Genomic DNA, 26144 nt, shown 5'->3' with positions numbered 1-26144 from the left:
TCCGTCTGGTGCTGCGACCCGAAATAATCAGTTCTGCAAATGAGGCGTGGCGGAGAGATCTCACACAATGTATTGCTTAAAAAGCGAACAACTGTTACATCCGATGAAAATTCAGTTTCCGTATGTTTACATTTTCTTCCGCCATACCTCATGACGCCAGCAATTCTTTTTAGGTTTTCTTTTTATAGGAAATTAAATTATTTATTTAAAATCAACGAATTGATTTTGATGTTGCCGTATTTGCTGTCAGCTGAATTGTAAGTATTTGTATTGTTTTTGAAAGGAATGCGCATTATTATTTCGGCAATTTTTACCATCTGTTTCTATTACATGGACGTGCATGATGTTTGTCAGTAGCAGGAAAACTGGCCTGATCGTCTGTTTTTCCCTCATTGGTTACACCGCCTCTGCGTTTTCCGCTCTGTTGGATCCGTCGGAGCGAAACGAAACCCAGCAACGCCAGTCGGAAGTGATTGAGCAATCCCGTCAGCAGCGGGAAGCGTTGCAACAATTGAACAATATCGTGCAGGCGCCGCTGAAAGCGGACAACACGCCGCAAGGCCCCTGTTTTACCCTGCGTGAGATCCGCTTCAATCACAGTACCTTGCTGGGCCCGCGCGACCAGACGGCGCTGACCGCCGGCTACCTTAATCGCTGTAACAACCTTGAGCAGATCAACCAACTGGTGCACGACGTCAGCAACTGGTATATCCAGCGCGGCTACATCACCAGCCGGGCGTTTCTGAGCGAACAGGATCTGTCGGGCGGCGTGCTGCAACTGGAGATCCTGGAAGGGCGGCTGGAAAAGATCACCATCAATAACCAGACGGAACGGATGACCCGCACCGCGTTTCCTGCGCGGGAAGGGGAGATCCTGAACCTGCGCGATATCGAACAGGGCATGGAGCAGATGAACCGCATGCCGTCCCAGCAGGTCACGATCGAGATTCTGCCGGGCAGCCAGCCGGGGTATTCGGTGGTAAACCTGACCCGTGAGGCTCACCTGCCGTTCACCGGCGGGCTCACCTTCGATAACAGCGGCCAAAAAAGCACCGGCGAACAGCAGCTCAACGGCAGCCTGGCGCTGGATAATCTGTTCGGCGTGGCCGATCAGTGGTTTATCAGCGCCGGTCACAGCAGCCGCTTTGCCACCAGCCATGATGCCGAAAGCCTGCAGGCCGGTTTTTCCATGCCGTATGGCTACTGGAACCTGGGTTATAGCTACTCCCAAAGCCGTTATCGCAATACGTTTATCAGCCGCGATTTTCCCTGGCATTCCACCGGCGACAGCGATACCCATCGGCTATCGCTCTCCCGCGTAGTGTTCCGCAACGGCACCATGAAAACCGCCATTGCCGGCACGCTCAGCCAGCGCACCGGCAATAACTATCTTAACGGAACGCTATTGCCGTCCAGCAGCCGTAAGCTGAGCAGCGTGTCGCTGGGCGTCAATCACAGTCAGAAACTGTGGGGCGGGCTGGCGACCTTCAACCCGACTTACAACCGCGGCGTGCGCTGGCTTGGCGCGGAAACCGACACCGATAAAAGCGCGGACGAACCGCGAGCCGAGTTCAATAAGTGGACGCTGTCGGCCAGCTATTACTACCCCGTTACCGATAGCATCACCTACCTCGGCAGCCTGTACGGCCAGTACGCGGCCCGCGCGCTTTACGGCAGCGAACAACTGACGCTGGGCGGGGAATCCTCCGTGCGCGGATTTCGCGAGCAGTACACCTCCGGCAACCGGGGCGCCTACTGGCGTAACGAGCTGAACTGGCAGGCATGGCAACTGCCGGTGCTGGGCAACGTCACCTTCATGGCGGCGGTCGACGGCGGTCATCTCTACAACCATAAACAGGATGATTCGACGGCGGCCTCATTATGGGGCGGCGCAGTCGGCGTGACCGTCGCCAGCCGCTGGCTGAGCCAGCAGGTAACGGTGGGGTGGCCGATCTCCTACCCGGCATGGTTACAACCCGACACTATGGTGGTGGGTTACCGGGTAGGTTTGTCGTTTTAACTCATTTAATAAAGTCGTTTTAACACATTCAATAAATCAACATTTTTTCAATGCTTTCATGGCATTGAATTTTTCATGCAGCAGGAGTTCAGGGATGAAAGCGGTGAAGACGTCGCAGCGGGTGCTGGTGTGGGTGCTGGTGTGGCTGACGGGGCTGCAGCCGGTGCTGCCGGCGCTGGCGGCGGGGGTGACGGTGGCGTCGGGGAGCACGGCGCTGGAGGCGGCGGGCAACGGGGTGCCGGTGGTGAACATCGCCGCGCCGGACGCCGCGGGGCTGTCGCACAACCGCTACCACGACTTCAGCGTTGACAGCCGCGGACTTATCCTCAACAACGGCACGGCCCAGCTCAATCCGAGCCAGCTGGGCGGGCTGATACAGACCAACCCCAACCTGCAGGGCCGGGCGGCCGCGGCCATCCTCAACGAGGTGGTGTCGCCGAACCGCAGCCGGCTGGCGGGCTACCTGGAGGTGGCCGGTCAGGCGGCGAACGTGGTGGTGGCGAACCCGTACGGCATCACCTGCAGCGGCTGCGGCTTTCTCAACACCCCGCGTGTCACCCTGACCACCGGCACCCCGCAGTTCGACGCGGCGGGGCAGCTGAGCGGACTGGACGTGCGCGGCGGTGACATCCTGATAGACGGGGCGGGGCTGGACGCGAGCGGGAGCGACTACTTTGCGCTGATAGCGCGCACGGCGAGCCTGCAGGCGGGGCTGAACGCGCGCGACGCCCGGGTGGTGCTGGGGGCGAACCGGGTGGGCATGGACGGCGGGGTGACGGCGCAGCCCGGGGACGGGCCGTCGCCGGCGCTGGCGCTGGACACCGGGGCGCTGGGGGGCATGTACGCCCACCGCATCAGTCTGGTGTCGACGGAGCAGGGTGTGGGGGTGAACACCGCCGGGCTGAGCGCGCGGCAGGGGGACATCCGGCTGGCGGCGAACGGGCGGCTGCAGGTGGGCAGCGCGATAGCGCAGGGCGACCTGACGGCGCAGGGGGCCACGCTGGCGCTGCAGGACCAACAGCAGGCGCAGGGGGCGATTGCGCTGAGCGGGACGCAGGGCATCACCCTGACGGGCAGTCAGACGCGGGCGGGCCGGGACCTGACGCTGGCGAGCGACGGGCGCATTGCGGCGGACGGCGGGCGGCTGAGCGCCGGGGTGGGCGACGACGGGGCGGTGCAGCCGGGGTACGGGCTGACGCTGAGCGGGTCGGCGCTGGCGCTGGGGCAGGCGCAGCTGGCGGGCGACCGGGTGAGCCTGAGCGCCTCGGGGGCGGTGAGCCAGGCGGCGGGCGGGGCGTGGCAGGCGGGCCGCGTGCTGACGGTGAGCGGCGGGGCGCTGACGCTGGACGGGGACGCCGGGGCGCCGACGGTGACGGTGAGCGGCGGCGACGTACGCGGCGCGGGCCGCTGGCAGGCGACGGGCGAGCTGACGCTGGACGGCGCGGGGGAGATGCAGTGGGACGGGGCGCTGCTGGCGGGGAGCGGGCTGACGGTGAGCGCGGGGTCGCTGAGCAACCGGGGCACGCTGGCGGGCGGGACGGTGAGGCTGACGACGCCGGTGCTGGACAACCGGGGCACGGTGAGCGGGCGGCAGGTGACGGTGCAGACGCCGCAGCTGAGCAACCGCGGGACGCTGTCGGCGGACGAGACGCTGGCGGTGCAGGCGGCGGCGCGGCTGGACAACGGCGGGTCGCTGCTGGCCGGACGCGGGCTGACGATACAGGCGGGCGAGACGGCCAACCGGGGGACGGTGTCGGGCGGCACGGTGACGGTGACGGGGGACGGGCTGACCAACAGCGGCGCGCTGCAGGGGCGGGAGGCGGTGAGCCTCAATACCGTCGGGCGGCTGAGCCAGACGGCGACGGGGTCGCTGGTAAGCGGCGGCGGGATGACGCTCTCAACGGGCGACATGGACACGGCCGGCCAGCTGACGGCGCAGGGGCTGTCGCTGAGCGCCGGGCAGTGGCGCAACAGCGGGGTGGTGAGCCTGGACGGCACGCTGACGGCGACGCTGGACGGGCTGACCAACAGCGGCGGGGTATCGGTGCGCGGGGCGCTGACGGTGGATGGCCGTGCGCTGCACAACGCCGGACAGCTGGCCTCACAGGGGGCGCTGACGCTGAGCGGCAATTACGACGGCGCGGGCAGCCTGAGCAGTGAGGGCGCACTGAGCCTGCGCGGCAACACCCTCACCAACGACGGCGGCAACTGGCAGGGCAAGACGATAGCGGTCACCGGGCAGCAGATTAACAACCGGGGCACGCTGAGCGGCGGTCGCGTCACGCTTGAAGGCGGGCCACTGACCAACAGCGGCACCGTCACCGGGGTGGAGGCACTGACGGTGACCCTGCCCGGCACGCTGAGCAACCGCGGGCGGCTGGAAGGGCAGACGCTGAGCCTGACGGCCGACCAGCTTGACAACAGCGGCACCCTGCTGGGGGTGGACGCGCTGACGCTGGCGATTACCGGCACGGCGCGCAACCGGGCGGACGGCCAGTGGCTGAGCAGCGGGCTCAGCCGGCTGACGGCGACGGCGCTGGACAACCAGGGCCAGTGGCAGTCCGGCGCGATTGACGCCACGGCGGACCGCGTGCGCAACGCCGGCGAGCTGCTCGGCCTGTCGGCGCTGACGCTGACCGCCCGCGACACCCTCGCCAACAGCGCCACCGGCACACTGCTGACGCAGGGGGCGGCGGTGCTGAACGCCGCGGCGGCGGAGAACGACGGCGGGTGGCAGGCCGGCAGCCTGCTGCTGACGGCGGCCAGCCTGCGCAACGGCGGGCAGATACAGAGCGACGGCACGCTGACGGCGACGCTGGACGGGCTGACCAACAGCGGCCGGCTGGCCGCCAACGGCGACACCCGGCTGACGCTGGGCCAGCTGACCAACAGTGGCGGGGTATCGGTGCGCGGGGCGCTGACGGTTGATGGCCGTGCGCTGCACAACGCCGGGCAGCTGGCCTCACAGGGGGCGCTGACGCTGAGCGGCAATTACGACGGCGCGGGCAGCCTGAGCAGTGAGGGCGCACTGAGCCTGCGCGGCAACACCCTCACCAACGACGGCGGCAACTGGCAGGGCGGGACGATAGCGGTCACCGGACAGCAGATTAACAACCGGGGCACGCTGAGCGGCGGTCGCGTCACGCTTGAAGGCGGGCCACTGACCAACAGCGGCACGGTCACCGGGGTGGAGTCACTGACGGTGACCCTGCCCGGCACGCTGAGCAACCGCGGGCGGCTGGAAGGGCAGACGCTGAGCGTGACGGCAGACCAGCTTGACAACAGCGGCACCCTGCTGGGGGTGGACTCGCTGACGCTGGCGATTACCGGCACGGCGCGCAACCGGGCGGACGGCCAGTGGCTGAGCAATGGCGCGGGCCGGCTGACGGCGACGGCGCTGGACAATCAGGGCCAGTGGCAGTCCGGCGCGATTGACGCCACGGCGGATACGGTCCGCAACGCCGGCCAGCTGCTCGGCCTGTCGGCGCTGACGCTGACGACAACCGGCGCGCTGACCAACACCGGCACCGGCACACTGCTGACGCAGGGGGCGGCGGTGCTGAACGCCGCGGCGGCGGAAAACGACGGCGAGTGGCAGGCCGCCAGCCTGACGCTGACGGCGGACAACCTGCGCAACGGCGGGCGTATCGCCGGCGACGGCGGGCTGCATATCACGCTGCCGGTCGGGGACGACGACCCGCGGCGCACCCCGCGGCGGGCGGTGCGGCAGCTGGCGCAGGATGTGCAGGCGGTCAGCCTGCCGGCGGGCAGCCTGAGCAACACCGGCACGCTGGTCAGCGGCGGCGACAGCCGGCTAACCGGCCGTCGGCTGGACAACCAGGGCACACTGTCGAGCGGCGGTACGCTGTGGCTGACGGCCGGCGACACCACCAACGGCGGCCGACTGGAAAGCCGCACCCTGCAACTGGTCGGCAACCAACTGAGCAATGGCGGCACGCTGCTGGCGGAGCAGGGCGGCGAGCTGAACCTGACCGGTGCGCTGACGGTGGGCGAACCGGGCCGGCTGCTGAGCAACGGCGACTGGCAGGTGCAGGCCGGCGCGGTGACCAGCCTGGGGGGCTGGCAGGGGCGTAACCTGCTGCTGACGGCGGACTCGCTCACCAACGGCGGCACGCTGCTGGCGGCGAACGACGCCACGCTGACCCTGACGCAGGGCTACAACGGTGGGGCGGGCAGCCGGGTCGTGGGCAATGGCCGGGTAACCGTCACTGCCGACACGCTGACGCAACTGGGCGAGCTGGGCGGTGACCGGCTGCAACTGACCACCGGCACGCTGGAGAACGGCGGGCGGCTGGTGGGGCTGTCGCAACTGGAGGTGACCAGCCGGGGGCAGCTGACCAATACCGCCGACGGTGCGCTGCTGGGCAACGGTACCGCCACCGTGACGGCGGCGGCGCTGGACAACGCCGGGCAGATACAGGGGGACGCGCTGACGCTGCAGGCGGGGACGGTGGACAACGCCGGCCGGGTGCAGGGCACGTCGGCGCTGACGCTGAGCGGGGTGTCGCGCTATACCGGCGGGGCCGGCAGTCAGCTGCTGAGCGGCGGCACGGCGACGCTGGCCATCGACAACGCCGACAACGCCGGGCTGTGGCAGGCGGATGAACTGCGCGTTACCGGCGCCACGCTGACCAACGGCGGCACGCTGACCGGCCTGAACGGCCTGTCTCTTGACACCGCCAGCCTGACCAATACCGGGCAACTCAGCACCCAGGGGCTGGCGACGCTGCGCGGCCAACAGTTCGACAACGGCGGCACGCTGACCGCACTGGGCGGTTTTGACGCCCGCTACGGTGACCGTGTCACCAATCGCGTCGGCAGCCAGTTACTGAGCGGCGGCAGCGGCCGCCTGACCACCGGCACGCTGCTCAATCAGGGGCTGTGGCAGTCGGACCGGCTGACGCTGGAGGCGGCGACGCTGGACAACCGGGGCACGCTGCTGGGGGTCACCGACGGCGTGATACAGCTCACCGGCGCCTATCAGGGCGGGGCGGACAGCCGGCTGCTGGGCAACGGGGCGTTCAGCCTGACGGCGGCGACGCTGGACAACGCCGGGCAGATGCAGGCGCAGGACGTGACGCTGCGGGCGGCCCGCCTGCGCAATCAGGGCGGCATCAGCGGCGCCGGGCAGCTGAACGTCACGGTGGACAACCCGCTGGAGAACACCGCCGGGGCGACGCTGCTCGGCGGGGCGGTGTCGCTGAGCGGGGCGTCGGTCAGCAATGCCGGGCAGATACAGGGGCGCGGCGGGCTGACGGTACAGAGTGGCGGCGTGCTGGACAACCTGGGCGGCGGGCAGCTGCTGTCGGGCGGGGCGCTGACGCTGACCGCCGCGCAGCTGAACAACGCGGGCTGGGCGCAGGGCGCGGACCTGCTGCTGAGCACCGCGCAGCTGGACAACGGCGGCACGCTGCAGGCGCAGAACGGGCTGACGCTGCACCTGCCGCAGTGGACCAACCGCGGGACGGTGCAGGCGGGGCAGCTGGACATCACCACCGACGGGGCGCTGGAGAACCGGGGCACGCTGCTGGGGCTGACGCGGCTGGCGCTGCAGGCGGCGAGCCTGACCAACGCGGACGGGGCACGGCTGTACAGCGCGGGGGACCTGCAGCTGCGTACCGGGCAGCTGACGCAGAGCGGTCAGCTGGCGGCGCTGGGCGACCTGCGGGCGGACCTCGGCAACCCGTTCACCCTGACGCGCACGCTGGCGGCGGGGGGACAGCTGACGCTGAACGTGACGGGCGACCTGGTGCAGGGGGGGACGCTGCAGGGGAACGGGGTGACGGTGAGCAGCACCGGCACGCTGACGCAGCAGGGCCGCATCGTGGCGGGCAGTGGCAACAGCACGCTGTCGGCGGCGGCCATCAGCCAGACCGAGAGCGGCACTATCCAGGGGGGCGGGCCGCTGAGCCTGCTGGCGAGCGGCGATATCACCAACCGGGGATTTATCGGGACGGCGGGCGACCTGCTGGTGCAGGCGGGGGGGATGATAGAGAACGGGAGTCTGGTGTACGGCGGGGGCAACCTGCAGCTGCTGTCGGCCGCGCTGGTGAACCGGTACGGCAACATCCTGGCGGGGAACAGCCTGTGGATACAGCGAGACGCGGCGGGCAATGCGAGCGACAGCGTGCTGAACAGTTCGGGGACCATCGAGACGCAGCGCGGGGATATCCGCATTAATACCGGGACGCTGACCAACCAGCGGGAAGGGCTGACGGTGACGGAAGGAGAGAGTATTACTGAGGCCGTACCTGACTGGGTAGGAGGAGAGCGTGTTGAGATCCCTATTACCTGGTTTAAAGAGGGCGACTTGGGTATAGCAGAATTCTATACCGGTTGTCTTCGGGGAGGAAAAGCCAGTGGCGCACGCTGTGGTGATTCAGCTGGGTATTTATTGGCCCCCTTTGCCAGGGCTGCTATTCAGAAAGTATCTCTTGCGAGTAAGTCAGTATCTGTATCAGCACAAGGCGGCGAGGCGAGAATTAATTCAGCAAATGATGCATTGATTACTTCAAATGTGTTGTTAAACGATGCCTCAACTATTTATGCACGCAACAATATCGTTTTATATGGAAGCAGCCTTAATAACAGGACTTATCAGGCGGGTGATGTAAAACGATATATGACATATATATATGATAGTGTTGAGTTTGTGTATGGAACATGGAGCTGGATTAATGATTTCGCTAACGATGATCAAAGTGTGTATGTCGGTGGTTATAATTCACCAATAACAAAGCAGCTTGATCTGGCAGAAAAATTCGGAATACAAAACAAACATTATTCTATCAATTATAAACCCCTCGGTGAGCCCACCACCGAACTTATTAACGGCCAGTCCTACACCGCCACCATCCAGGCCGGCGGCGCAATAGCCGCCAACTTCACCCAGAATATCAGCAACACCAATTTACAGCCGGGCAGCGGCGGCTTTATTCCCGCGCTTTCCACGCCGACGCTGGCCGGCGTGGGTGCGCCGACCCCGGTGGGGGCGCAGGCCGACCGCGGGCTGGGCGGGGCGCCGGGTAACGTCACGACGGCCGCCCTGGGCGGCGCCGGCAGCGTGGCGCTGGCCGGGCAGGCGGGCAGCCTGAATGCCGGTTACGGTGCGGTCACCCGCGATACCCCCACGTCCGCCGGCAGTCCGCTGACCCCGGTGGGTATCGGCTCCGGGCTGAGCGCCGCCGCCGGCGTGCCGGTGGCCGGGGCCAGCCTGACGCCGCTGTCGGCCCTGCCGTTCGGCCAACTGCAGGCGGCGCTGACCCAGGGGCTGACGCCGCTGTCCGGCCCGTCGCTGACCGACTACCCGCTGCCCACCAGCCAGAACGGGCTGTTCGTGGCGGATACCGCCAGCGACAGCCGCTACCTGATACGCACCAACCCGACGCTGAGCCGGCTTGGCCAGGTGGACAACGGCCTGTTCGGCGACCTGCGCGGCCTGCTGGGCCAGACGCCGGGCACCACGGTGCCGGTGGAGCGCAGCCCGACGCTGACCGACCCGACGCAGGTGCTGGGGTCGTCCTACCTGCTGGGCAAACTGAATCTGGACGCGGAGCACGACTACCGTTTTCTGGGCGACGCGGCGTTCGACACCCGTTATATCAGCAACGCGGTGCTGAGCCAGACCGGGCAGCGCTACCTGAACGGGGTGGGCTCGGAGCTGGCGCAGATGCAGCAGCTGATGGACAACGCGGCGGCGGAGAAAAGCCGGCTGAACCTGCAGCTGGGGGTGAGCCTGACGCCGGAGCAGGTGGCGGGGCTGAGCCACAGCCTGGTGTGGTGGGAGAACATCACGGTGGGCGGACAGACGGTGCTGGCGCCGAAGCTGTATCTGGCGCAGGCGGATAAAACCAACCTGCAGGGCAGCCGCATCGTGGCCAACAGCGTGAACCTGGGCGCGGGCGGGGATATCGACAACCGGGGCAGCACGGTGACGGCGGTGGAGGCACTCAACATCGCCGGCGGCGGCACCCTGAGCAACCGTGAAGGCGGGCTGCTGAGCACCGGCGGCGCGCTGAACCTGGTGGCGCTGGGGAACCTGACCAACAGCAGCGCGACGATACAGGGCAACCGGGTGACGCTGGCGAGCGTCAACGGCGATATCGTCAACACCACGACAACAGACCAGTGGCAGTTTGAATCCAAAAATGGACGCGAACGATTAAACCACACGGACATTGGTCAGACGGGATTGATTAGTGCACAGGGTGGGCTGACGCTGCAGGCGGGGCACGATATCGCGCTGAACGGGGCGCAGCTGAGCGCGGGCGGGCCGCTGCAACTGGCGGCGGGCAACGACATCCGACTGACGGCGCTGACCACGGTGACGGACACGGTGCGCGAGGGCGACGGGGCTACCACCGAACGTCGTCGTCAGGGGCTGGTGCAGAGTACGCTCGCCAGCGGGGGCGAGCTGAGCCTGAGCGCGGGACGTGACCTGAGCAGCACGGCGGCGCAGCTGAGCGCGGCGGGGACGCTGGCGCTGTCGGCGGGACGGGACCTGAGCCTGCTGTCGGCCAGCGAGGAGCAGTTCAGTTCGAACGCGTGGACGCGGCATCTGGACTGGCAGCAGACGGTGACGCAGCAGGGGACGGTGCTGAATGCGGGCGGGGGGCTGAGCCTGCGGGCGGGTCAGGACCTGACGCTCGAGGGGGCGCAGGCGGAAACGCGTGGCGCGCTGACGGCGCAGGCGGGACGGGACCTGAACCTGCTGTCGGCGACGGAAAGCCGGCATGATTTTTTTGAAGAGACGACGGTGAAGAAGGGGTTCCTGTCGAAGACCACCACGCACACGCTGCGGGAAACGGCGCAGACGACGGAGAAGGGGACGCTGCTGTCGGGGGGCAGCGTGGCGCTGACGGCGGGGCATGACATCGGGGTGCAGGGCTCGGCGGTGGCGGCGGACGGTGACGTGACGCTGACGGCGGGGCATGACATCACGACCGCGGCCAGTGTGGAGCGCTACCGGCAGTATGAGGACGTCAGTCGCAAGAAGAGCGGGGTGTTCAGCGGGGGCGGCATCGGGTTTACTATAGGCAGCACATCGCTGCGCCAGACGCTGGATACCGCCGGGACGACGCAGAGCCAGAGCGTCAGCACGCTGGGCAGCACCGGCGGGTCGGTACGGCTGAATGCCGGGCAGGATGTGGCGCTGACGGGGACGGATGTCATTGCGGCGCGGGACATTGATTTGAGCGGGCGTAATGTGTCCGTGACGCCGGGGCATGATATCCGCCGCACCACACAGACGATGGAGCAGAAACAGAGCGGTCTGACGATTGCGCTGAGCGGTAGCGTGGGCGGCGCGCTGAACAGTATGGTGGAAACCGTGCAGGCGGTGAGCCGGGAGAGCGACAGTCGGCTGAAAACGCTGGCCGGGGTGAAAGCGGCGTTGAGTGCCGGACAGGGCGCGCAGGCCACAAGGTTAGCGCTGGCGCAACGGGAAGGAGCCAGCGCGAAGGCGGCGGCGGGCGGAGGTGAGGACAGCGCCCAGCCGCAGGCGGTCGGGGTGAGCATTTCGTACGGCAGCCAGTCCTCCTCCTCGCAGCAGACCCGGACGCAGGACACGGTATCCGGCAGCAGCGTGACCGCCGGCGGCAACCTGCGAGTTCATGCGACCGATGGCGATATCACGGTGGTGGGCAGCCAGTTAAAAGCGGGTCAGGATCTGACGCTGGCCGCCACGCGGGATATCCTGCTGTTGTCAGGCGCGAATACGCAGCACACCGAAGGCAGCAACCAGAGCAAGGGCGGCAGTATCGGGGTCAGTATCGGCGTCAGCGCCTCGGGGAGTTTCGGGTTGAGCGTGAGCGCCAGCGTCAACGCGGCGAAGGGCAACCTGCGCGGCGATGGGCTGACACACACGGAGTCGCTGCTGGAAGCGGGCCGGACTGCGATATTGAGCAGCGGACGAGACACCACCCTGCAGGGGGCGCAGGTCGATGCCGGGGCGATAACCGCGCGGGTGGGACGTGATCTGTTGGTGCGCAGCGAGCAGGACAGCGACCGTTACGACAGCAAACAGCAGAGTGTCAGCGCCGGGGTGACGATACCGATTTACGGCGGCGGTGGCGGAGCCAGCTTCAGCTTCAGCCGTGACAAGGTGCACAGCAACTTTGACAGCGTGCAGGAGCAGTCAGGACTGTTTGCCGGCAGCAACGGGTTTGATGTCACGGTGGGGAACCACACGCAACTGGATGGCGGGGCGATAGCGTCCACGGCGAGTGCGGAGCGGAACCGGCTGGAAACCGGGACGCTGGGCTTCAGCAATATCGACAACCGGGCCGAGTACAGCGCATCCCACACCGGCGGCGGGTTCAGCACCAGTGCGCCGGTGGGGCTGCAAGTGCTGAGCAACGTGGGCGGCCTGATGCTGGCGGGGGCGAACCAGAGCGGCTCGTCGGCGGGGACGACGTATGCGGCGGTGAGCGACGGCACGCTGGTCATCCGCAACCCGACCGGGCAACAGCAGGACGTGAGCGGTCTGAGCCGGGATACGGCGGGGGCCAACAGCGGTGCGCTGAATCCGATATTCGACAAGGAGAAGGTGGAAAGCAAGCTGCGGCAGGCGCAGCTGCTGTCGGAAATCGGTGCGCAGGTGCTGGATATCGCCTCGGCGGAAGGGACGATAAACGCGACGAAAGACGCCAACGCCGGGCTGGCGGCGACGTCGGCGGAGAAACGAAGGGAGAAGGCGGCGTCGCTGGCGCAGGCGTCGCCGGATAAGGTGATAACGCAGGATGACGTGACGCAGGCGCTGTATCAGGATTACTACCATGCGTCATTGAATGCGTCGCCGTACCGCACGGGCGGGCCGGTCCGTCAGGGGATACAGGCGGTGACGGCGGCGTTGCAGGGCGTGCTGGCGGGAAATGTGGCACAGGCGGTGACGGGTGCGGCGGCGCCGTATCTGGCGGAGCAGATCCACAAGGCAACGACGGATGCGCAGGGCAACACGGATGTGATGGCGAACACCATCGCGCATGCGTTGCTGGGCGCGGTAGTGGCGGAGTCGGGCGGGAACAGCGCGCTGGCGGGTGCGGCGGGCGAGGCGGGGGGAGAGCTGGCGGCACGGGCGTTGCTGGAGGCACTGTACCCGGGCAAGAAGCCGGACGAGCTGAATGAAGACCAGAAGCAGTTGCTGAGTACGCTGTCGACGATAGCGGGTGGTCTGGCGGCGGGCGTGGTGGGCAATAGCGGCACGGACGCGGTACAGGGCGCGCAGTCGGCTCAGGTGGCGGTGGAGAATAACTTCCTGAGTGTCTCTGAGAAATCGGAGCTTGAGATAGCGAAGCAGAAACTCCGCAACAGCACAGACCCGGCAGAGCGTGAACAGGCGGAGAAAGACGTTGCCCGGTTAACGGAACTGGATATCTCAAGGGATAAGAAAGTTATCGCCGCCTGCGGTAACGGAAATGCTGCCAGTGCGGGTTGTGCATCCGCGCGGCTGGAGGCTTATCAGGCCAAAGTGGAGTATGAAAACACAGGTCCCTATAACTCCAGAGCCAGCCAGCAGTATGCCGATGCTTATGGTCAGATAGTGAACCTGCTGAATATCACCAGTGTGGATGCACAGAACAAGCAGCAAGTCAGGGATGCCATGATCAACTTCTTTATGGAGACCAAAGGCGTTGATTATGAGAAGGCGAAAGGGTATGCGGAACTAAAAGAAGGTGCAGATATCATCCTGTCGTCTGTGACTCCGATACTGGGAGAAGCGGCGGCGAAGAAACTTCTTTCAATGAGTTCCAGTCTGGAAGTTGGTAATTTAGAACCAGGTAATCCAAATAGTACAAGTTTGCCAAGAAATGGTGATCGACTGGTTTTGAATCAAGGACAATTACCAACGTGTGGTCCTAATTCATGTGCAATGGTTTTGGATACGGCGGGATTACAATATGACCTGGGTAAGTTAATTACAGATGCTAAAGTTACCCCGAATGGGGCGAGAATGAATAATCTTGTAATAGCCTTGCGAAATCAAGGTATTTCTGATGCTAGATTTGTTTCTAATGTGTCTATTGAAGTTTTATCTTCTGCAACTTCCCAAGGGAATCCTGCGGTTGTTGCCATGAGCTTAGATCGAGGAGGTCATGCTGTTGTGGTTGATGGGGTAACAATTAGGAATGGTCAGCAAGTTGTTGCTATTAGAGACCCTGCATTGGGCAGACAGTATTTTACGCCATTATCAGAGTTCAGAGAGAAGTTTACTGGACAAGCGATTATTACTAGCCCAAAGAAATAGAGTGGTAATATATGGATAAGCTAATTGATGTTTTTTCAACGAAACCTGGATATATTGATTTTATTGAAGGCTATTTAACAGTTTATAATGATGATGGGTTGTCCGGTTACATTACTTTAGATAATGGTGATGATAAAATAAGGATTATTTTGTCAATCAATTTTATAGATAAAATAATGAAAGAAGATGATGTTTTTGGTGTGTTGGTAGGTGGTAGGTTTTTATACTGCAATATGCGTGTATGGTTAAAAAAAGTATCTCTTTTATATGAGAATGATAGTGTTGTCATAGATATGATAGAGGAAATTAAATTATTAGAGGGTGATTTGGAAAAGACGATTATATTTTAACATCCCTCACCATTCTTGAGCCTAAGTGGCGGGAGTTGTCTGAAAGTACTCCATCACCCGGACAGGAAATGTTTTGTGGCCACCGCCAGTTTGCCGTGTCCCCAAAACCACCCGGTCAGGGCCATGCCATAAAACAAAAACCCCCGGCGCGGGCCGGGGGTGGTGTTGGTTACTCGGCGAACGTCAGGCCGCCGGGGTAATGCTTAATCCAGTTGGCCGTCGCGTCCGGGTCAAAGGGTTCGATGCTGAGACCTTCCAGACAGTGCCACAGCTCGCGGGTGTTCTGAGCGGTTCTGAACAGCGGGCGGGACACCACCCCGCAGGGGCGCAGGTAGACGCCGGGGTGACGATACCGATTTACGGCGGCGGGGGCGGAGCCAGCTTCAGCCGTGAAGATGCACAGCAATTTTGTCAGCGTGCAGGAGCAGTCAGGACTGTTTGCCGGCAGTAACGGGTTTGATGTCACGGTGGGGAACCACATGGGGTCGATTATTATATGACTCGGGATCCATATAATGGCCCAGCCGGTGTTCGTGCTGATGTGTTAGAACGAGTTATGAATTACAATGGGATTATATTGAAATGATGACTGTCAGAGAGGTAGTTGCTAATTTTTCTCATCATAGAGATATATTTGTTGATGGATACCTTGTTTATCATTTAGATGGTGAATTAAGTCTGATTGATACAGATTATGGCAGTGATTATTTGAAGTCTCCTTTTTTGAAAATCACAAATGATGGATTGGGAGATAACCTTGAGAATAATGTTAGTTTGTATGGTGGAGGGACATCAAGGTTGTTCCACTATGCCAAAATAAAAGGAGAGTTGTATCTGGATGAAAAAGCAAAGCTCTGTTTGAAAGTAAAAGAGTTATTTGTTGAGGATAATGGGATATGGCATTCGATAGATTTAAACAGACACTATGAGCCAAGAAGTAAAGAAGAAATAAACTGGCATAATATTTTCAAACAGAGTGATCATTAAGAACAATGTTAACGATCCCGACCCCGAGTCGGGATCGTTGTGCTTACCTGTTAGAACCTCAGCTCCGCCCCAATCACCAGCCGCTCGCGCTCAGCGGTGACAACCACCGGCAGAACGGTATTAAAGCCGAATTCCTCCAGCCAGCAGACCTTGAGCGCGAGCTATGTCGTCGGTGTGTTCTCCATTCCATCAGGGGAACCGATGGCATGGTTCTGTAAGTATCCCGCTAAACCGAACCATTCACTTTTAGAGATCTTCCGACATACTGATTATGTCCCGTTGAGGAGATCGCTATGCGCAAAGCCCGATTTACCGAGCACCAGATCATCGCCGTTTTGAAGTCCGTTGAAGCCGGACGTACCGTCAAAGACGTCTGCCGCGAAGCGGGAATATCCGAGGCTTCGTACTACATCTATGGACTACCTCCGTTTTGCAAGCACTGATTCTGGTTTTGGGTTGTTGCTTACATCTATCCGGCATCAGGAAAACCTGTGCCCAAATGGGTAATCCGCACACGATCGCCTCAACAACTGGACGGCCTCTGAGGCCAGTATAAAAATCAGGTTCCGATTGTGCAGGTGCAACCTGTCACCATTTCTCAGTACACTGCAACTTTTCTGGCTGGGAATTAACTTCCGGCTGCCTGATATTCTGTATCATTTCTCAGCATCGACCAGATTATTCTCGCGTTCTTGTTAGCTACCGCCACGGTCGTTTTATTAAACCCTCGCCGTTCCCTCAACTGATTAACCCACTGATGCAGACAGCTATCATTCTTATTCGTGGCAACCCTGACGACAGCGCGGGCACCATGAATAAAAAGAGTCCGCAGATGCTTGTCGCCTTTTTTCGTCATATTCATGAGAACTTGCCTGTCACCACTTGAGTGTTGCCGGGGAACCAGACCAAGCCACGCGGCGAAGTGACGACCATTTTTAAATTCAGTTCCTTTGCCAATAGCGGCAACAACAGCCGTTGCCGTTTTAGGACCAATACCTTTAACTTTGGCAATGCGCTGGCAGGCTTCAGATTGCCTGAACACAGCCTCTATTTCTTTATCAAAAAAGTTTATGCGACGACCAAGATCGTTAAAGAGATCATAGAGTTCTGCAATCGTCCTGCGCATTCTGGTACTGAGACCATTTTCTGCATCTTCAAGGATCAGCGGAACTGCATGACGAACTCTTGAGACCGCTGCACCGATTGTTATTCCCCGGTCAAGCAGCAGTCCTCTGATTTGACAGACGGTTGCAGTACGATGATTGACAATACGTTGTCTTGCACGGTGCAGAGCCTGAATATCCTGCTGTTCGGGACTTTTAGGCGGAACAAACTGCATCGTGGGTTGCATAAGGGCCACAGCTATCGCCTGTGCATCATTACCGTCATTTTTTTGCCCGCGAACAAAAGGTTTTACATACTGTGGGCTGATGACTTTTACTTTATGTCCCAGTTTTTCAAACTCGCGTTGCCAGTAAAATGCCCCTGTTGACGCTTCGATACCAATCAGACAGGCAGGAATATTTGCCACCGTCTGGAGTAATTCTTTTCGGCCGGTACGTTTTGTATAAACCGGTTTGCCAGCCTGGTTTAATCCGCAAAGCTGGAAAACATTTTTAGCCAGATCAATACCCAGAAATACGATATTCATGGTGACTCTCCTGTTGAGCATATTTCGTACAGTTAACCGCAGGGGGAGGAGGTAGTCCATCCCATTAACTGGAAAGCGAAGTTTGGCGGAATGGAAGCCTCTGATATCAAAAAGATGAAAGATCTGGAGGACGAAAACCGGCGACTGAAACAGATGTTTGCCGATCTCAGTCTGGAGTGCCGGGCACTCAAAGATGTTATTGAAAAAAAGCTTTAAAACCAGCGATAAAGCGTGAGCTCGTCAGTTATCTGACCGCGCAGTTTACGATGAGCATCCGCCAGGCATGCAGGACGTTATCGTTGAGCAGGACGGTCTATTTTTATCAGCCTGACACCCGGCGTGATGAGCCGGTCATTCAGGCACTGACCGACATGGCGGAACGCTATCCGCGATACGGCTTCAAGAAGTTGTTCCAGAAGCTACGCAGGCAGGGGCATGCATGGAATCACAAACGCGTTCATCGTATTTATTGCTTACTGAAACTGAATTTTCGTCGTAAAGGAAAGCAACGTTTGCCCGTGCGTGATCCAGCACCATTGGCGACGCCGGAACACCTGAATCAGAGCTGGTCAGTGGATTTTATGCATGATGCGCTGGTATGCGGCAGACGTTTTCGTACGTTTAACGTGGTGGATGATTTTAATCGTGAAGTGCTGGCGATAGAAATTGACCTGAATATACCGGCACAACGCGTTGTTCGGGTGTTGGACAGGATAGTGGCAAACCGAGGGTATCCGCTAAAGATGCGGATGGATAACGGCCCGGAGCTGGTTTCGCTGACGTTGGCACAATGGGCGGAAGAGCATGGTGTAGCACTGGAATTTATTAAACCGGGCAAGCCGACACAGAATGCCTTTATCGAACGTTTTAACCGGACGTACCGGACAGAAATACTGGATTTTTACCTATTCAGGACACTGAATGAAGCGCGGGAAATTACGGAGCGCTGGCTGCATGAATATAACAGCGAGCGTCCCCATGAATCGCTGAATAACCTGACGCCGGAGGAATATCGGCTGATGGCTGAAGACCCGGAAATCTCAAAAAGTGTGTGGAACTAAAACGGGTGCGCTTACAGTTCTCCTCGTAACTGCTTAGCGTATAAACTCCGTACCTTCCCGCCATTCCCCCAATCTTCACCTCCCTTGACGCACGTCAAGGGACGACCCGCAGACAGGAATATGATTGATAATCGTTATTACTTGCTTTGATGCATTGCCGTCTGTGAGTTGGCGGAATGCCGCGTACTGTCAGTGAAGGAATGTTGTATGGCCCTGAGTCTTCAAACGCTGCTTGATCTCCCTCTTAACGTGAATGCCGTGGTGGCGCGTATCCGTTCAACGGGCGAATACCAGCAACGGCTGACCGAGCTTGGCATCCGCGTCGGCGGGCAGGTGCGCGTGATTCAGCGCGATGCCAATCAGCCTCTGATGTTGGCCTCCGGCGATAGCCGGGTGGCGATCAACTGGGAAATGGGCAAGCAGGTGTGGGTGTCGCCACAGCAATAATCAGCCTGACAATCGGTCTATAACCGCAGGTTTTAGAATAACGGTGTTTATAACAACCGTTTTTACAACAACAGGTTTACGACAACGGTCGTTCTTCTGACGCAACAATGGGTATGAGGTCAACACAGCGATGACACTGGAAGCATTGGCGGTGGGCACACAGTGGCGTGTGCTGGGGTTTCAGAAGGGCTCGGCGGATTACCGCAAGCGTCTGCTGGCGCTGGGCGTTACGCCGGGGGTGGAGTTTTCGGTGTCGCGTGTGGCGCCGTTGGGCGACCCGATTGAGCTGCGTCTGCGCGGCGCGGCGATCAGCGTGCGCAAAGGCGAAGCGCAGATTTTGATTCTGGAAAAATGTTAATCCGGGCAGGTAAGGATTTTTTATGAGTACGCAATCCGTAATTTGCGTGGTGGGTAACCCGAACTGTGGCAAAACGACGTTATTCAACGTCCTGACCGGCGGTAAGCAAACTGTCGGCAACTGGCCGGGCGTGACGGTGGAAAAGAAGGTCGGGAGCTACCGTTATCAGCAACAGCAGGTGACGCTGGTGGATCTGCCTGGGGTTTACTCGCTGAACCCGTCTTCCGAGAGTTCGGAAGATGAGCGGGTGGCACGCGATTACATCCTGTCCGGTGAAGCCAACCTGGTGCTGAATATCGTCGATGCTTCCAATCTGGAGCGTAACCTGTATCTCACCGCGCAGTTGCTGGATATGCAGGTGCCGATGGTGGTGGCCGTCAACATGATGGATATCGCCATCGCCCGCAAACTGGACATTGATATCGCCGGTTTGCAGCAGCGATTGGGATGTCCGGTCATCCCGATTACCGCCAGCCAGAAGAAAGGCATCGAGATGCTGCGCGAGGTGTGTCAGGCGGCGCTGGCGCAACCGGTCATTCCACCGGTGTCGATTCCTTACGACGCGCCGCTGAGCCAGGCTGCGCAGGCGATTGCGGAACAGTTGCAGGGGCAGAGTGCCATTCGCAATCCGCATTGGCTGGCGATTCAGTTGCTGGAAGGCGATGTTACCGTGCGTCACCGGGTGCCTGCTGACGCGCTGGCGTTTGCCGATGCGCAGGTGACCCGGCTGGTGGCGGAATATGAAGATGAGCTGGATATCTTTCTGGCGGACGCGCGTTATCAGTTTGTGGGAGCGGTGGCTCGTGAGGTGATCACCCGGCGCGGCGAAGTTTCCGCCACCCTGACCGACAAGATCGACCGCATTGTGCTGCATCGTTTTTTCGGTATTCCGATCTTCCTGCTGGTGATGTACCTGATGTTTGTGTTCACCATCAATGTCGGCAGCGCGTTTATCGACTTCTTCGATAAGCTGTTCGGCACATTGCTGGTGGAGGGGTTCGGCGAACTGCTGCTGGCGCTGCACACCCCTGAATGGCTGAAAACCTTGCTGGCGGATGGCGTGGGCGGCGGTATTCAGACCGTGTCCACCTTTATTCCGGTGATCGGTTGTCTGTATCTGTTCCTGTCCTGGCTGGAAGACTCCGGTTACATGGCGCGGGCGGCGTTCGTGATGGACCGGTTCATGCGCAGCATCGGTTTGCCGGGTAAGGCGTTTGTGCCGTTGATCGTCGGTTTTGGCTGTAACGTGCCCGCGGTGATGGCGACCCGTACTATGGAACGTCACAGCGATCGCGTGGTCACGGTGATGATGGCGCCGTTTATGTCTTGCGGCGCGCGGCTGCCGGTATACGTGTTGTTTGCCTCGGCGCTGTTTGTCGAAGGCGGGCAGAATCTGGTATTCGGATTGTATCTGGTGGGGATTGCCGCCGCCATTGCCACCGGTTTTCTGCTGAAAAACACCGCGCTGAAAGGCGATGCTTCCGCCTTCGTCATGGAGATTCCTCCTTACCATCTGCCCAGTCTGCGCAGCGTGTTGATCCGTACCTGGGAGCGCCTGAAAGGGTTCCTGTTGCGCGCCGGCCGGCTGATTGTGGTGGTGGTGACGGTGTTGGGTTTCCTTAACTCGATGGGGACGGACGGTTCGTTCGGCAACCAGAATACCCAGAAGTCGGTGCTGTCGGCAGTGGGACAAGCCATCGTGCCGGTGTTCAAACCGATGGGGATCCGGGAAGAGAACTGGCCGGCGGCGGTGGGTGTCTTCACCGGGATCTTCGCCAAAGAGGCGGTCGTCGGTACGCTGGATTCGCTGTATGGCGCCATGGCGGCCTCGCAGAGCGGCGGCGCGAAGGAGGAAAAAACCTTCAGCCTGATCGATGGTATTCACGGCGCGCTGGCGACCATTCCGGAAAACCTGGGCAAGCTGGGCGACGCGCTGCTTAACCCGATGGGGATCAACGTCGGGGATTTGACCGATACCGACACCATCGCCAAAGACAACAAGTTTTCCGTCACCTCGCTGACCGTGATTAGCCAGCTGTTTGACGGCCGGTTGGGCGCATTCAGCTACTTGCTGATGGTGCTGCTGTACATCCCGTGCGTGGCGGCGGTGTCGGCTATTTGGCGTGAAGTGGGAACCGCCTGGACGCTATTCTGCGCCGGGTGGACCATTCAGGTCGGGTATAGTACCGCGGTGGTGGTGTATCAGATCGGACGTTTTGCCCAGCATCCGCTGTATTCGTCATGCGCGCTGGTAGGTGTGGCGGCGATGCTGTGCGTCACGGTGATGATGCTGCGCCGTAATGGCTTGCAACGCCAGCGAATAGCGGTGGGTGAAGCGAAGTAACCAGTCGGGCGGGCCTGCCGCCCGCCGGGGAGAACATAATGACGCTACTGGAATTGCGGGATTTTGTCCGCGAAAGAAAAAAGGTGTCGCTGCAGGACATCAGCACCGCTTTTAAGGCGGATCCCGGCGTAGTGGAAGGGATGCTGGCGGTGTGGGTGCAGAAAGGCAAAATTCGCTTTCACAGCGGCGAAGCCGCGCCAAAATGCGGCAGTTGCTGCGGCTGCGATAAAAGTCTGGGCCAATATTACGAGTGGTTGTAACCTACTTAGGCTGGCGGGTGTCAAGCCGCCGGCCCATGCTCCTGCCTTGTGGCGACACGTGATCGCCAGTCTCTATGTGTTAATGGTTTGTTGTTTAATTGCTGAGCCTCATGGCGCGGCCGGTATGCCGGTGTGTTCGCTGCCCCGCGGCGCTGGCGGCCTGAGCGGTGGCGCCGGGGGGAAAACCAATAAAAACTGACCTGACGCAATATCTGACGCTGACACCCTCTACATAATGAAACACGTAATCCATCGGAGGGGGTGGTGATGGAAAAATTACTTGATCGTTTTTTGAATTATGTTGCGTTTGACACCCAGTCCAAACCGGGTGTACGGCAGGTGCCGAGTACCGAAGGGCAATTAAAACTGGCGCAGGCGCTGCAACAGGAATTGACCGAACTGGGATTTGAGCAGGTATCCGTCAGCAAGCACGGCTGCGTGATGGCGACGTTGCCGTCCAATGTGGCCTGGTCGGTGCCGGCGGTGGGGTTTATCGCTCATATGGATACCTCGCCGGATTTCAGCGGCAAGCACGTTAATCCGCAGATTGTGGAGAATTACCGCGGCGGTGATATCGCGTTGGGCGTGGGCGACGAGGTGCTGTCGCCGGTGATGTTCCCGGTGTTGCACCATCTGCTGGGGCAGACGCTGATTACGACCGACGGCAAAACGCTGTTGGGCGCTGATGACAAGGCGGGGATCGCGGAGATCATCACCGCGCTGGTGCGGCTGAAAAAGCGGCAGATCCCACATGGCGATATTCGCGTCGCCTTTACGCCGGATGAGGAAGTGGGCAAGGGCGCGCAGCATTTTGATGTCGAGGCGTTCCGGGCCGAGTGGGCTTATACGGTGGACGGCGGCGGCGTGGGCGAGCTGGAGTATGAAAACTTCAATGCCGCGTCGGCAGTGGTGAAGATTGTCGGCAACAATGTGCATCCTGGCTGGGCCAAAGGGGTGATGGTTAATGCGCTGTCGCTGGCGACGCGTTTCCACCAACTGGTGCCGGCTGATGAGACGCCGGAACAGACCGAAGGCTATCAGGGGTTCTACCACCTGCACAGCGCGAAAGGGACCGTGGAGCGGGCCGAACTGCATTACAGCATCCGGGATTTTGAGCGCGACGGTTTTGAGCGGCGCAAGAAAACCCTGCTGGATATTGCTGAAACGGTGGGTAAAGGGTTGCACCCGGATTGTTATATCGAGGTCACGATTACCGACAGCTACTACAACATGCGCGAGCAGGTAGAGCAGTACCCGCATATTATCGCGCTGGCGCAGCAGGCGATGCGCGATTGCGACATTACGCCGCTGATGCAGCCGATTCGCGGCGGCACCGATGGCGCGCAGCTTTCCTTCCGGGGGCTGCCGTGCCCTAATCTGTTCACCGGTGGCTACAATGCCCACGGTAAGCACGAGTTTGTCACGCTGGAAGGGATGGAAAGCGCGGTGGCGGTGATTATGCGTATCGCCGAGTTGACTGCGCTGCGTGCCAAAACCCGGCAGAGCAGCAGCGAGAGCATGTCGGTTAAAGCCTGATAATGGTTTGGGCTTTGGGCAAAAAAAGAGACGCCGAATGGCGTCTCTTGCGTTTCTGATGACCGGGAAACCGATAATCAGTCGACAAAATACCAGTAGCCGCTGTTGACCAGTGCGGTCAACTGAGCAAGGAACGAGGGATCGTCCAGCGCGTCGCCAAGGCGTTCGGCATTCAGCACGTCATAGTGCGCCAGCGCGGCAATTGCCTGCGACTGGCGGCTGTCCAGATGCTCGCCGTTCACGAAGCAGTCCTCGCCGATACGCACAACCCGCAGCCCGCCAAGACGGCGCAATGCCTCGCCCTGTTGTAGCAGATCGTACATCTCGCCCGGCTGATAAGGCGGCTCTGGCGGCGCCAGGTCCAATTCGTGACGCGACTGAGAGACAAATTCGCCGAACCACTGGCGGAAAGCGTCTTTATGCTGCACCAGATCCAGCATCATGTGCTGCAGTTTATCCAGCTCCTGCGGCAGTATGTCCGCCGGATGCGCGCGCGAAGGGATATCCGGGTCGCTGTAGCGCTGGCCGCCCAGTTCACGAGACAGCACATAGTCGGCGAAACCGCTTACCAGTTCACGGGAACTGGGCGCGCGGAAGCCTACCGAGTAGTTGAGCGAATTTTCCAGCGAGTAGCCTTCATGCGGGAAACTGGGCGGAATATAGAGAATATCGCCAGGCTCCAGTTCCTCATCAATAATGGCGTCGAATGGGGCGACTTGCAGCAGGTCAGGATGCGGGCAGTGCTGCTTCATCGGCACTTTGTCGCCCACGCGCCAGCGACGGCGGCCGGTGCCCTGAATGATAAACACGTCGTACTGGTCAAGATGCGGGCCGACGCCGCCGCCCGGCACCGAGAAAGAAATCATCAGGTCGTCAATGCGCCAGTCAGGCAACTGACGGAAAGGGCGCATCAGCGCGGCGGAAGGTTCATGCCAGTGATCGACCGCCTGCACCAGCAGAGACCAGTTGCTTTCTCCCAGGTGGTCGTAGCTTTCGAACGGACCGTGGCTGACATCCCAGCGGCCGTCCTGATGGCTGACCAGCCGGCTGTCCACCTCGTTTTCCATAGCGAGCCCGGCTAATTCGTCGGGGGTAATTGGATCGATGAAATGGCGGAAACCACCTTTGATGATTACCGGTTTTTTTTGCCAGTGGTGGGTCAGGAAATCCTGCCAGTCGAGATTAAGTTGGTAGTCCATAACGCATTTCCAGTAACAGGGAGCTGTCGGCGATTATAACGAAGTCGCCGTGATGGTGTCCCGTCCTTAATTCACGGGCGAGACGGCGGGGTTAAAAGACCCTGAACCGTGTCGACCGGCAGACGGTGGTTTTCCCTGTATTGTAGACGGTTAACGCCAGACGGTGTCAGCTCTCATTCTGACCAAGGTGCTGACGGCCGAAAATGGCTTCCACCTTGGCGCCGCCGAGCGTGCTGGCGCCGATCAGAATTTCCCCCTGATACTGATCGATGATTTCCGCCGCGACCGCCAGCCCGATGCCTTGGCCGGGGCGCAATGTGTCCGCCCGTTGTCCGCGCTGGAAAATCACTTCCCGTTTGCTGTCGGGAATGCCGGGGCCGTCGTCCTCAATCACCAGATGCAGTTTTTGACCGGAATAGCGGGCGCTGATTTCCACGAACTCCAGACAGTATTTACAGGCGTTGTCGAGAATGTTGCCCATCACCTCCATAAAATCGTTTTTCTCGCCAATGAAGGTTAGTTCCGGGGCGATATCCATCGTCAGCACCACGCCTTTACGCTGGTACACTTTGTTCAGCGCAGAGCAGAGCGCGTCCAGTTGTGCCGGAACGGAGTGCACTTCCCGCGTGATGGCCAGATGTTCCGTTCGCACGCTGGCGCGGTGCAGGTAATAGCCGATTTGCTGCGAGATACGGCTGATTTGCGTCAGCATGATCGGCTCGGCCTGCTCGATGGTCAATTCTTTACCGGTACGCAACGAACGCAGCGTGGTTTGCAGCACGGCCAACGGCGTTTTCAGGCTGTGGGTCAGGTCGGTGAGGGTAGTGCGGTATTTGTGATAGCGCTGGCGCTCATTACTCAACAACGTATTCAGGTTGCGCACCAGACTGTTCAGTTCCCGCGGCGGATTTTCGTCCAGATGCTCGCGGGAGCCGTGCTCCAGCTCGCTGATCTGATGCACCAGGTGTTTGATCGGCCGCAGGCTCCAGTGCGCCGCCAGCCACAGCAGCGGCAATACCAGCACCAGATGGGCGATAAACACGTAGCGGAACCACTCCCAGACTACGTCCGCCTGTTGCAGTTCCTGCGGCACCCGGTCCACCACCACAATCACCATTTTGGGCAGGCGCTCGGACGCCGGGTAAACATTAACGGCGATAGAATGGGTAAACGGCGTTTTGTCTTCTGAACTGTAGGCGTGCAGTTTGTCCAGCATCTGCGGGTTGCTGCCCTGCAATACCGCATTACTGGTGTTGGTGTCGGCGTCCAGCTCGTGATAGTCGGTTTTTTCCAGCCATTCCGATTTGATCTGGGATTCCAGCTCCGGGACGGCGCGCTCCCGCCACAGCAGTTTGCCGTGCTTATCGTAGATAAACACCAGCGTCGGGTAATTGATGTCGATTTCAGGCGGCGTGGCGATAGTCAGTTGATTGTCGTGCCATTGCGCCAGGCTGTAGAACAGGTTGCTTTCGCCGCGCAGCAGGCGGAATGAGGTTTTGTCGAAACTGACGCTGTATCCCACCACGGCGACGATGCCGTAGGAGAGCGTCAGCGCCAGCACCACCGCGGCGGTGGCGATCAGAAAGCGAAAACGCAGCGAAAAAGGAGATTTTTTCAATATGCCATCCAAAATAATATGCCATCCAAAATAAAACATACCGTCCAG

General features: G+C 60.4%; 13 protein-coding genes and 2 pseudogenes. 11 read left to right on the top strand and 4 right to left on the bottom strand.

Annotation, left to right across the window (positions count from 1 at the left end; all coding sequences use genetic code 11):
* Window positions 1-343: 343 nt before the first annotated feature.
* The 3 genes from CVE23_RS12155 (at window position 344) to CVE23_RS12145 (ending at window position 14635) form a co-directional block, all read left to right on the top strand.
* Window positions 344-2020 (top strand): ShlB/FhaC/HecB family hemolysin secretion/activation protein, encoded by a 1677-nt coding sequence (locus CVE23_RS12155; RefSeq protein WP_049854112.1) that lies wholly within the window; start codon window positions 344-346, stop codon window positions 2018-2020.
* A 94-nt stretch (window positions 2021-2114) separates the two neighbouring features.
* Window positions 2115-14285: a hemagglutinin repeat-containing protein gene (locus tag CVE23_RS12150; protein ID WP_100849620.1), complete on the top strand. Its 12171-nt coding sequence runs from the start codon at window positions 2115-2117 to the stop codon at window positions 14283-14285.
* An 11-nt stretch (window positions 14286-14296) separates the two neighbouring features.
* Window positions 14297-14635: a hypothetical protein gene (locus CVE23_RS12145; protein ID WP_100849619.1), complete on the top strand. Its 339-nt coding sequence runs from the start codon at window positions 14297-14299 to the stop codon at window positions 14633-14635.
* A 169-nt stretch (window positions 14636-14804) separates the two neighbouring features.
* Here CVE23_RS12145 and CVE23_RS12140 read toward each other — a convergent pair whose 3' ends face one another.
* On the bottom strand, window positions 14805-15041 hold the full coding sequence (locus CVE23_RS12140; protein ID WP_100849618.1) for a hypothetical protein: 237 nt from the start codon (window positions 15039-15041) through the stop codon (window positions 14805-14807).
* 176 nt (window positions 15042-15217) lie between these two features.
* Between CVE23_RS12140 and CVE23_RS12135 the strand changes: the two genes are divergently transcribed.
* The gene (locus CVE23_RS12135; RefSeq protein WP_100849617.1) at window positions 15218-15622 is read left to right on the top strand and encodes a hypothetical protein; all 405 of its coding nucleotides are present in this window, start codon (window positions 15218-15220) and stop codon (window positions 15620-15622) included.
* 293 nt (window positions 15623-15915) lie between these two features.
* Window positions 15916-16032 (top strand): annotated as a pseudogene (locus tag CVE23_RS12130) (transposase); the annotation flags it as partial.
* 218 nt (window positions 16033-16250) lie between these two features.
* Here the strand turns inward: CVE23_RS12130 and CVE23_RS12125 are convergent.
* Window positions 16251-17273, bottom strand: a complete 1023-nt coding sequence (locus tag CVE23_RS12125; RefSeq protein WP_100848778.1) for an IS110 family RNA-guided transposase — start codon at window positions 17271-17273, stop codon at window positions 16251-16253.
* A 66-nt stretch (window positions 17274-17339) separates the two neighbouring features.
* Between CVE23_RS12125 and CVE23_RS12120 the strand changes: the two are divergent.
* The 6 genes and pseudogenes from CVE23_RS12120 to pepT form a co-directional block, all read left to right on the top strand.
* Window positions 17340-18334, top strand: a pseudogene (locus CVE23_RS12120) (IS3 family transposase); the annotation flags it as partial.
* 207 nt (window positions 18335-18541) lie between these two features.
* A complete protein-coding gene (locus tag CVE23_RS12115; protein ID WP_013318104.1) occupies window positions 18542-18781 on the top strand; it encodes a FeoA family protein in 240 nt (79 codons plus the stop codon).
* Between the two features lie 130 nt (window positions 18782-18911).
* Entirely contained in the window at window positions 18912-19139 is a 228-nt protein-coding gene (locus CVE23_RS12110) for a FeoA family protein (protein ID WP_012769649.1), read from the top strand.
* Window positions 19140-19161: 22 nt separating this feature from the next.
* Window positions 19162-21483, top strand: a complete 2322-nt coding sequence (feoB, locus tag CVE23_RS12105) for a Fe(2+) transporter permease subunit FeoB (protein ID WP_100849616.1) — start codon at window positions 19162-19164, stop codon at window positions 21481-21483.
* Between the two features lie 38 nt (window positions 21484-21521).
* A complete protein-coding gene (locus CVE23_RS12100; protein ID WP_033112326.1) occupies window positions 21522-21743 on the top strand; it encodes a FeoC-like transcriptional regulator in 222 nt (73 codons plus the stop codon).
* 267 nt (window positions 21744-22010) lie between these two features.
* Complete coding sequence (gene pepT, locus CVE23_RS12095; protein ID WP_038919194.1) at window positions 22011-23279, top strand: peptidase T; 1269 nt, start codon at window positions 22011-22013, stop codon at window positions 23277-23279.
* A gap of 77 nt (window positions 23280-23356) precedes the next feature.
* On the opposite strand, the gene CVE23_RS12090 is transcribed toward pepT, so the two are convergent.
* Window positions 23357-24478, bottom strand: coding sequence for a ribosomal protein uL16 3-hydroxylase (locus CVE23_RS12090; RefSeq protein ID WP_038658268.1), 1122 nt, complete (start codon window positions 24476-24478; stop codon window positions 23357-23359).
* A 166-nt stretch (window positions 24479-24644) separates the two neighbouring features.
* Entirely contained in the window at window positions 24645-26135 is a 1491-nt protein-coding gene (gene phoQ / locus CVE23_RS12085; protein WP_052210216.1) for a two-component system sensor histidine kinase PhoQ, read from the bottom strand.
* Window positions 26136-26144: the final 9 nt, after the last annotated feature.

It is taken from the genome of Dickeya fangzhongdai, assembly GCF_002812485.1.
GTDB classification, from domain to species: Bacteria; Pseudomonadota; Gammaproteobacteria; order Enterobacterales; family Enterobacteriaceae; genus Dickeya; species Dickeya fangzhongdai.
Note: the sequence above shows the minus strand (reverse complement) of the source record. Positions and strands in the feature narration are given on the sequence as shown.

Excerpts from the sequence above, each read along its gene's own strand:
- CVE23_RS12155 (WP_049854112.1), top strand. The coding sequence starts at position 344 with ATGTTTGTCAGTAGCAGGAAAACTGGCCTGATCGTCTGTTTTTCCCTC.
- CVE23_RS12150 (WP_100849620.1), top strand. The coding sequence starts at position 2,115 with ATGAAAGCGGTGAAGACGTCGCAGCGGGTGCTGGTGTGGGTGCTGGTG.
- CVE23_RS12145 (WP_100849619.1), top strand. The coding sequence starts at position 14,297 with ATGGATAAGCTAATTGATGTTTTTTCAACGAAACCTGGATATATTGAT.
- CVE23_RS12135 (WP_100849617.1), top strand. The coding sequence starts at position 15,218 with ATGATGACTGTCAGAGAGGTAGTTGCTAATTTTTCTCATCATAGAGAT.
- CVE23_RS12125 (WP_100848778.1), bottom strand. The coding sequence starts at position 17,273 with ATGAATATCGTATTTCTGGGTATTGATCTGGCTAAAAATGTTTTCCAG.
- CVE23_RS12115 (WP_013318104.1), top strand. The coding sequence starts at position 18,542 with ATGGCCCTGAGTCTTCAAACGCTGCTTGATCTCCCTCTTAACGTGAAT.
- CVE23_RS12110 (WP_012769649.1), top strand. The coding sequence starts at position 18,912 with ATGACACTGGAAGCATTGGCGGTGGGCACACAGTGGCGTGTGCTGGGG.
- feoB (WP_100849616.1), top strand. The coding sequence starts at position 19,162 with ATGAGTACGCAATCCGTAATTTGCGTGGTGGGTAACCCGAACTGTGGC.
- CVE23_RS12100 (WP_033112326.1), top strand. The coding sequence starts at position 21,522 with ATGACGCTACTGGAATTGCGGGATTTTGTCCGCGAAAGAAAAAAGGTG.
- pepT (WP_038919194.1), top strand. The coding sequence starts at position 22,011 with ATGGAAAAATTACTTGATCGTTTTTTGAATTATGTTGCGTTTGACACC.
- CVE23_RS12090 (WP_038658268.1), bottom strand. The coding sequence starts at position 24,478 with ATGGACTACCAACTTAATCTCGACTGGCAGGATTTCCTGACCCACCAC.
- phoQ (WP_052210216.1), bottom strand. The coding sequence starts at position 26,135 with ATGTTTTATTTTGGATGGCATATTATTTTGGATGGCATATTGAAAAAA.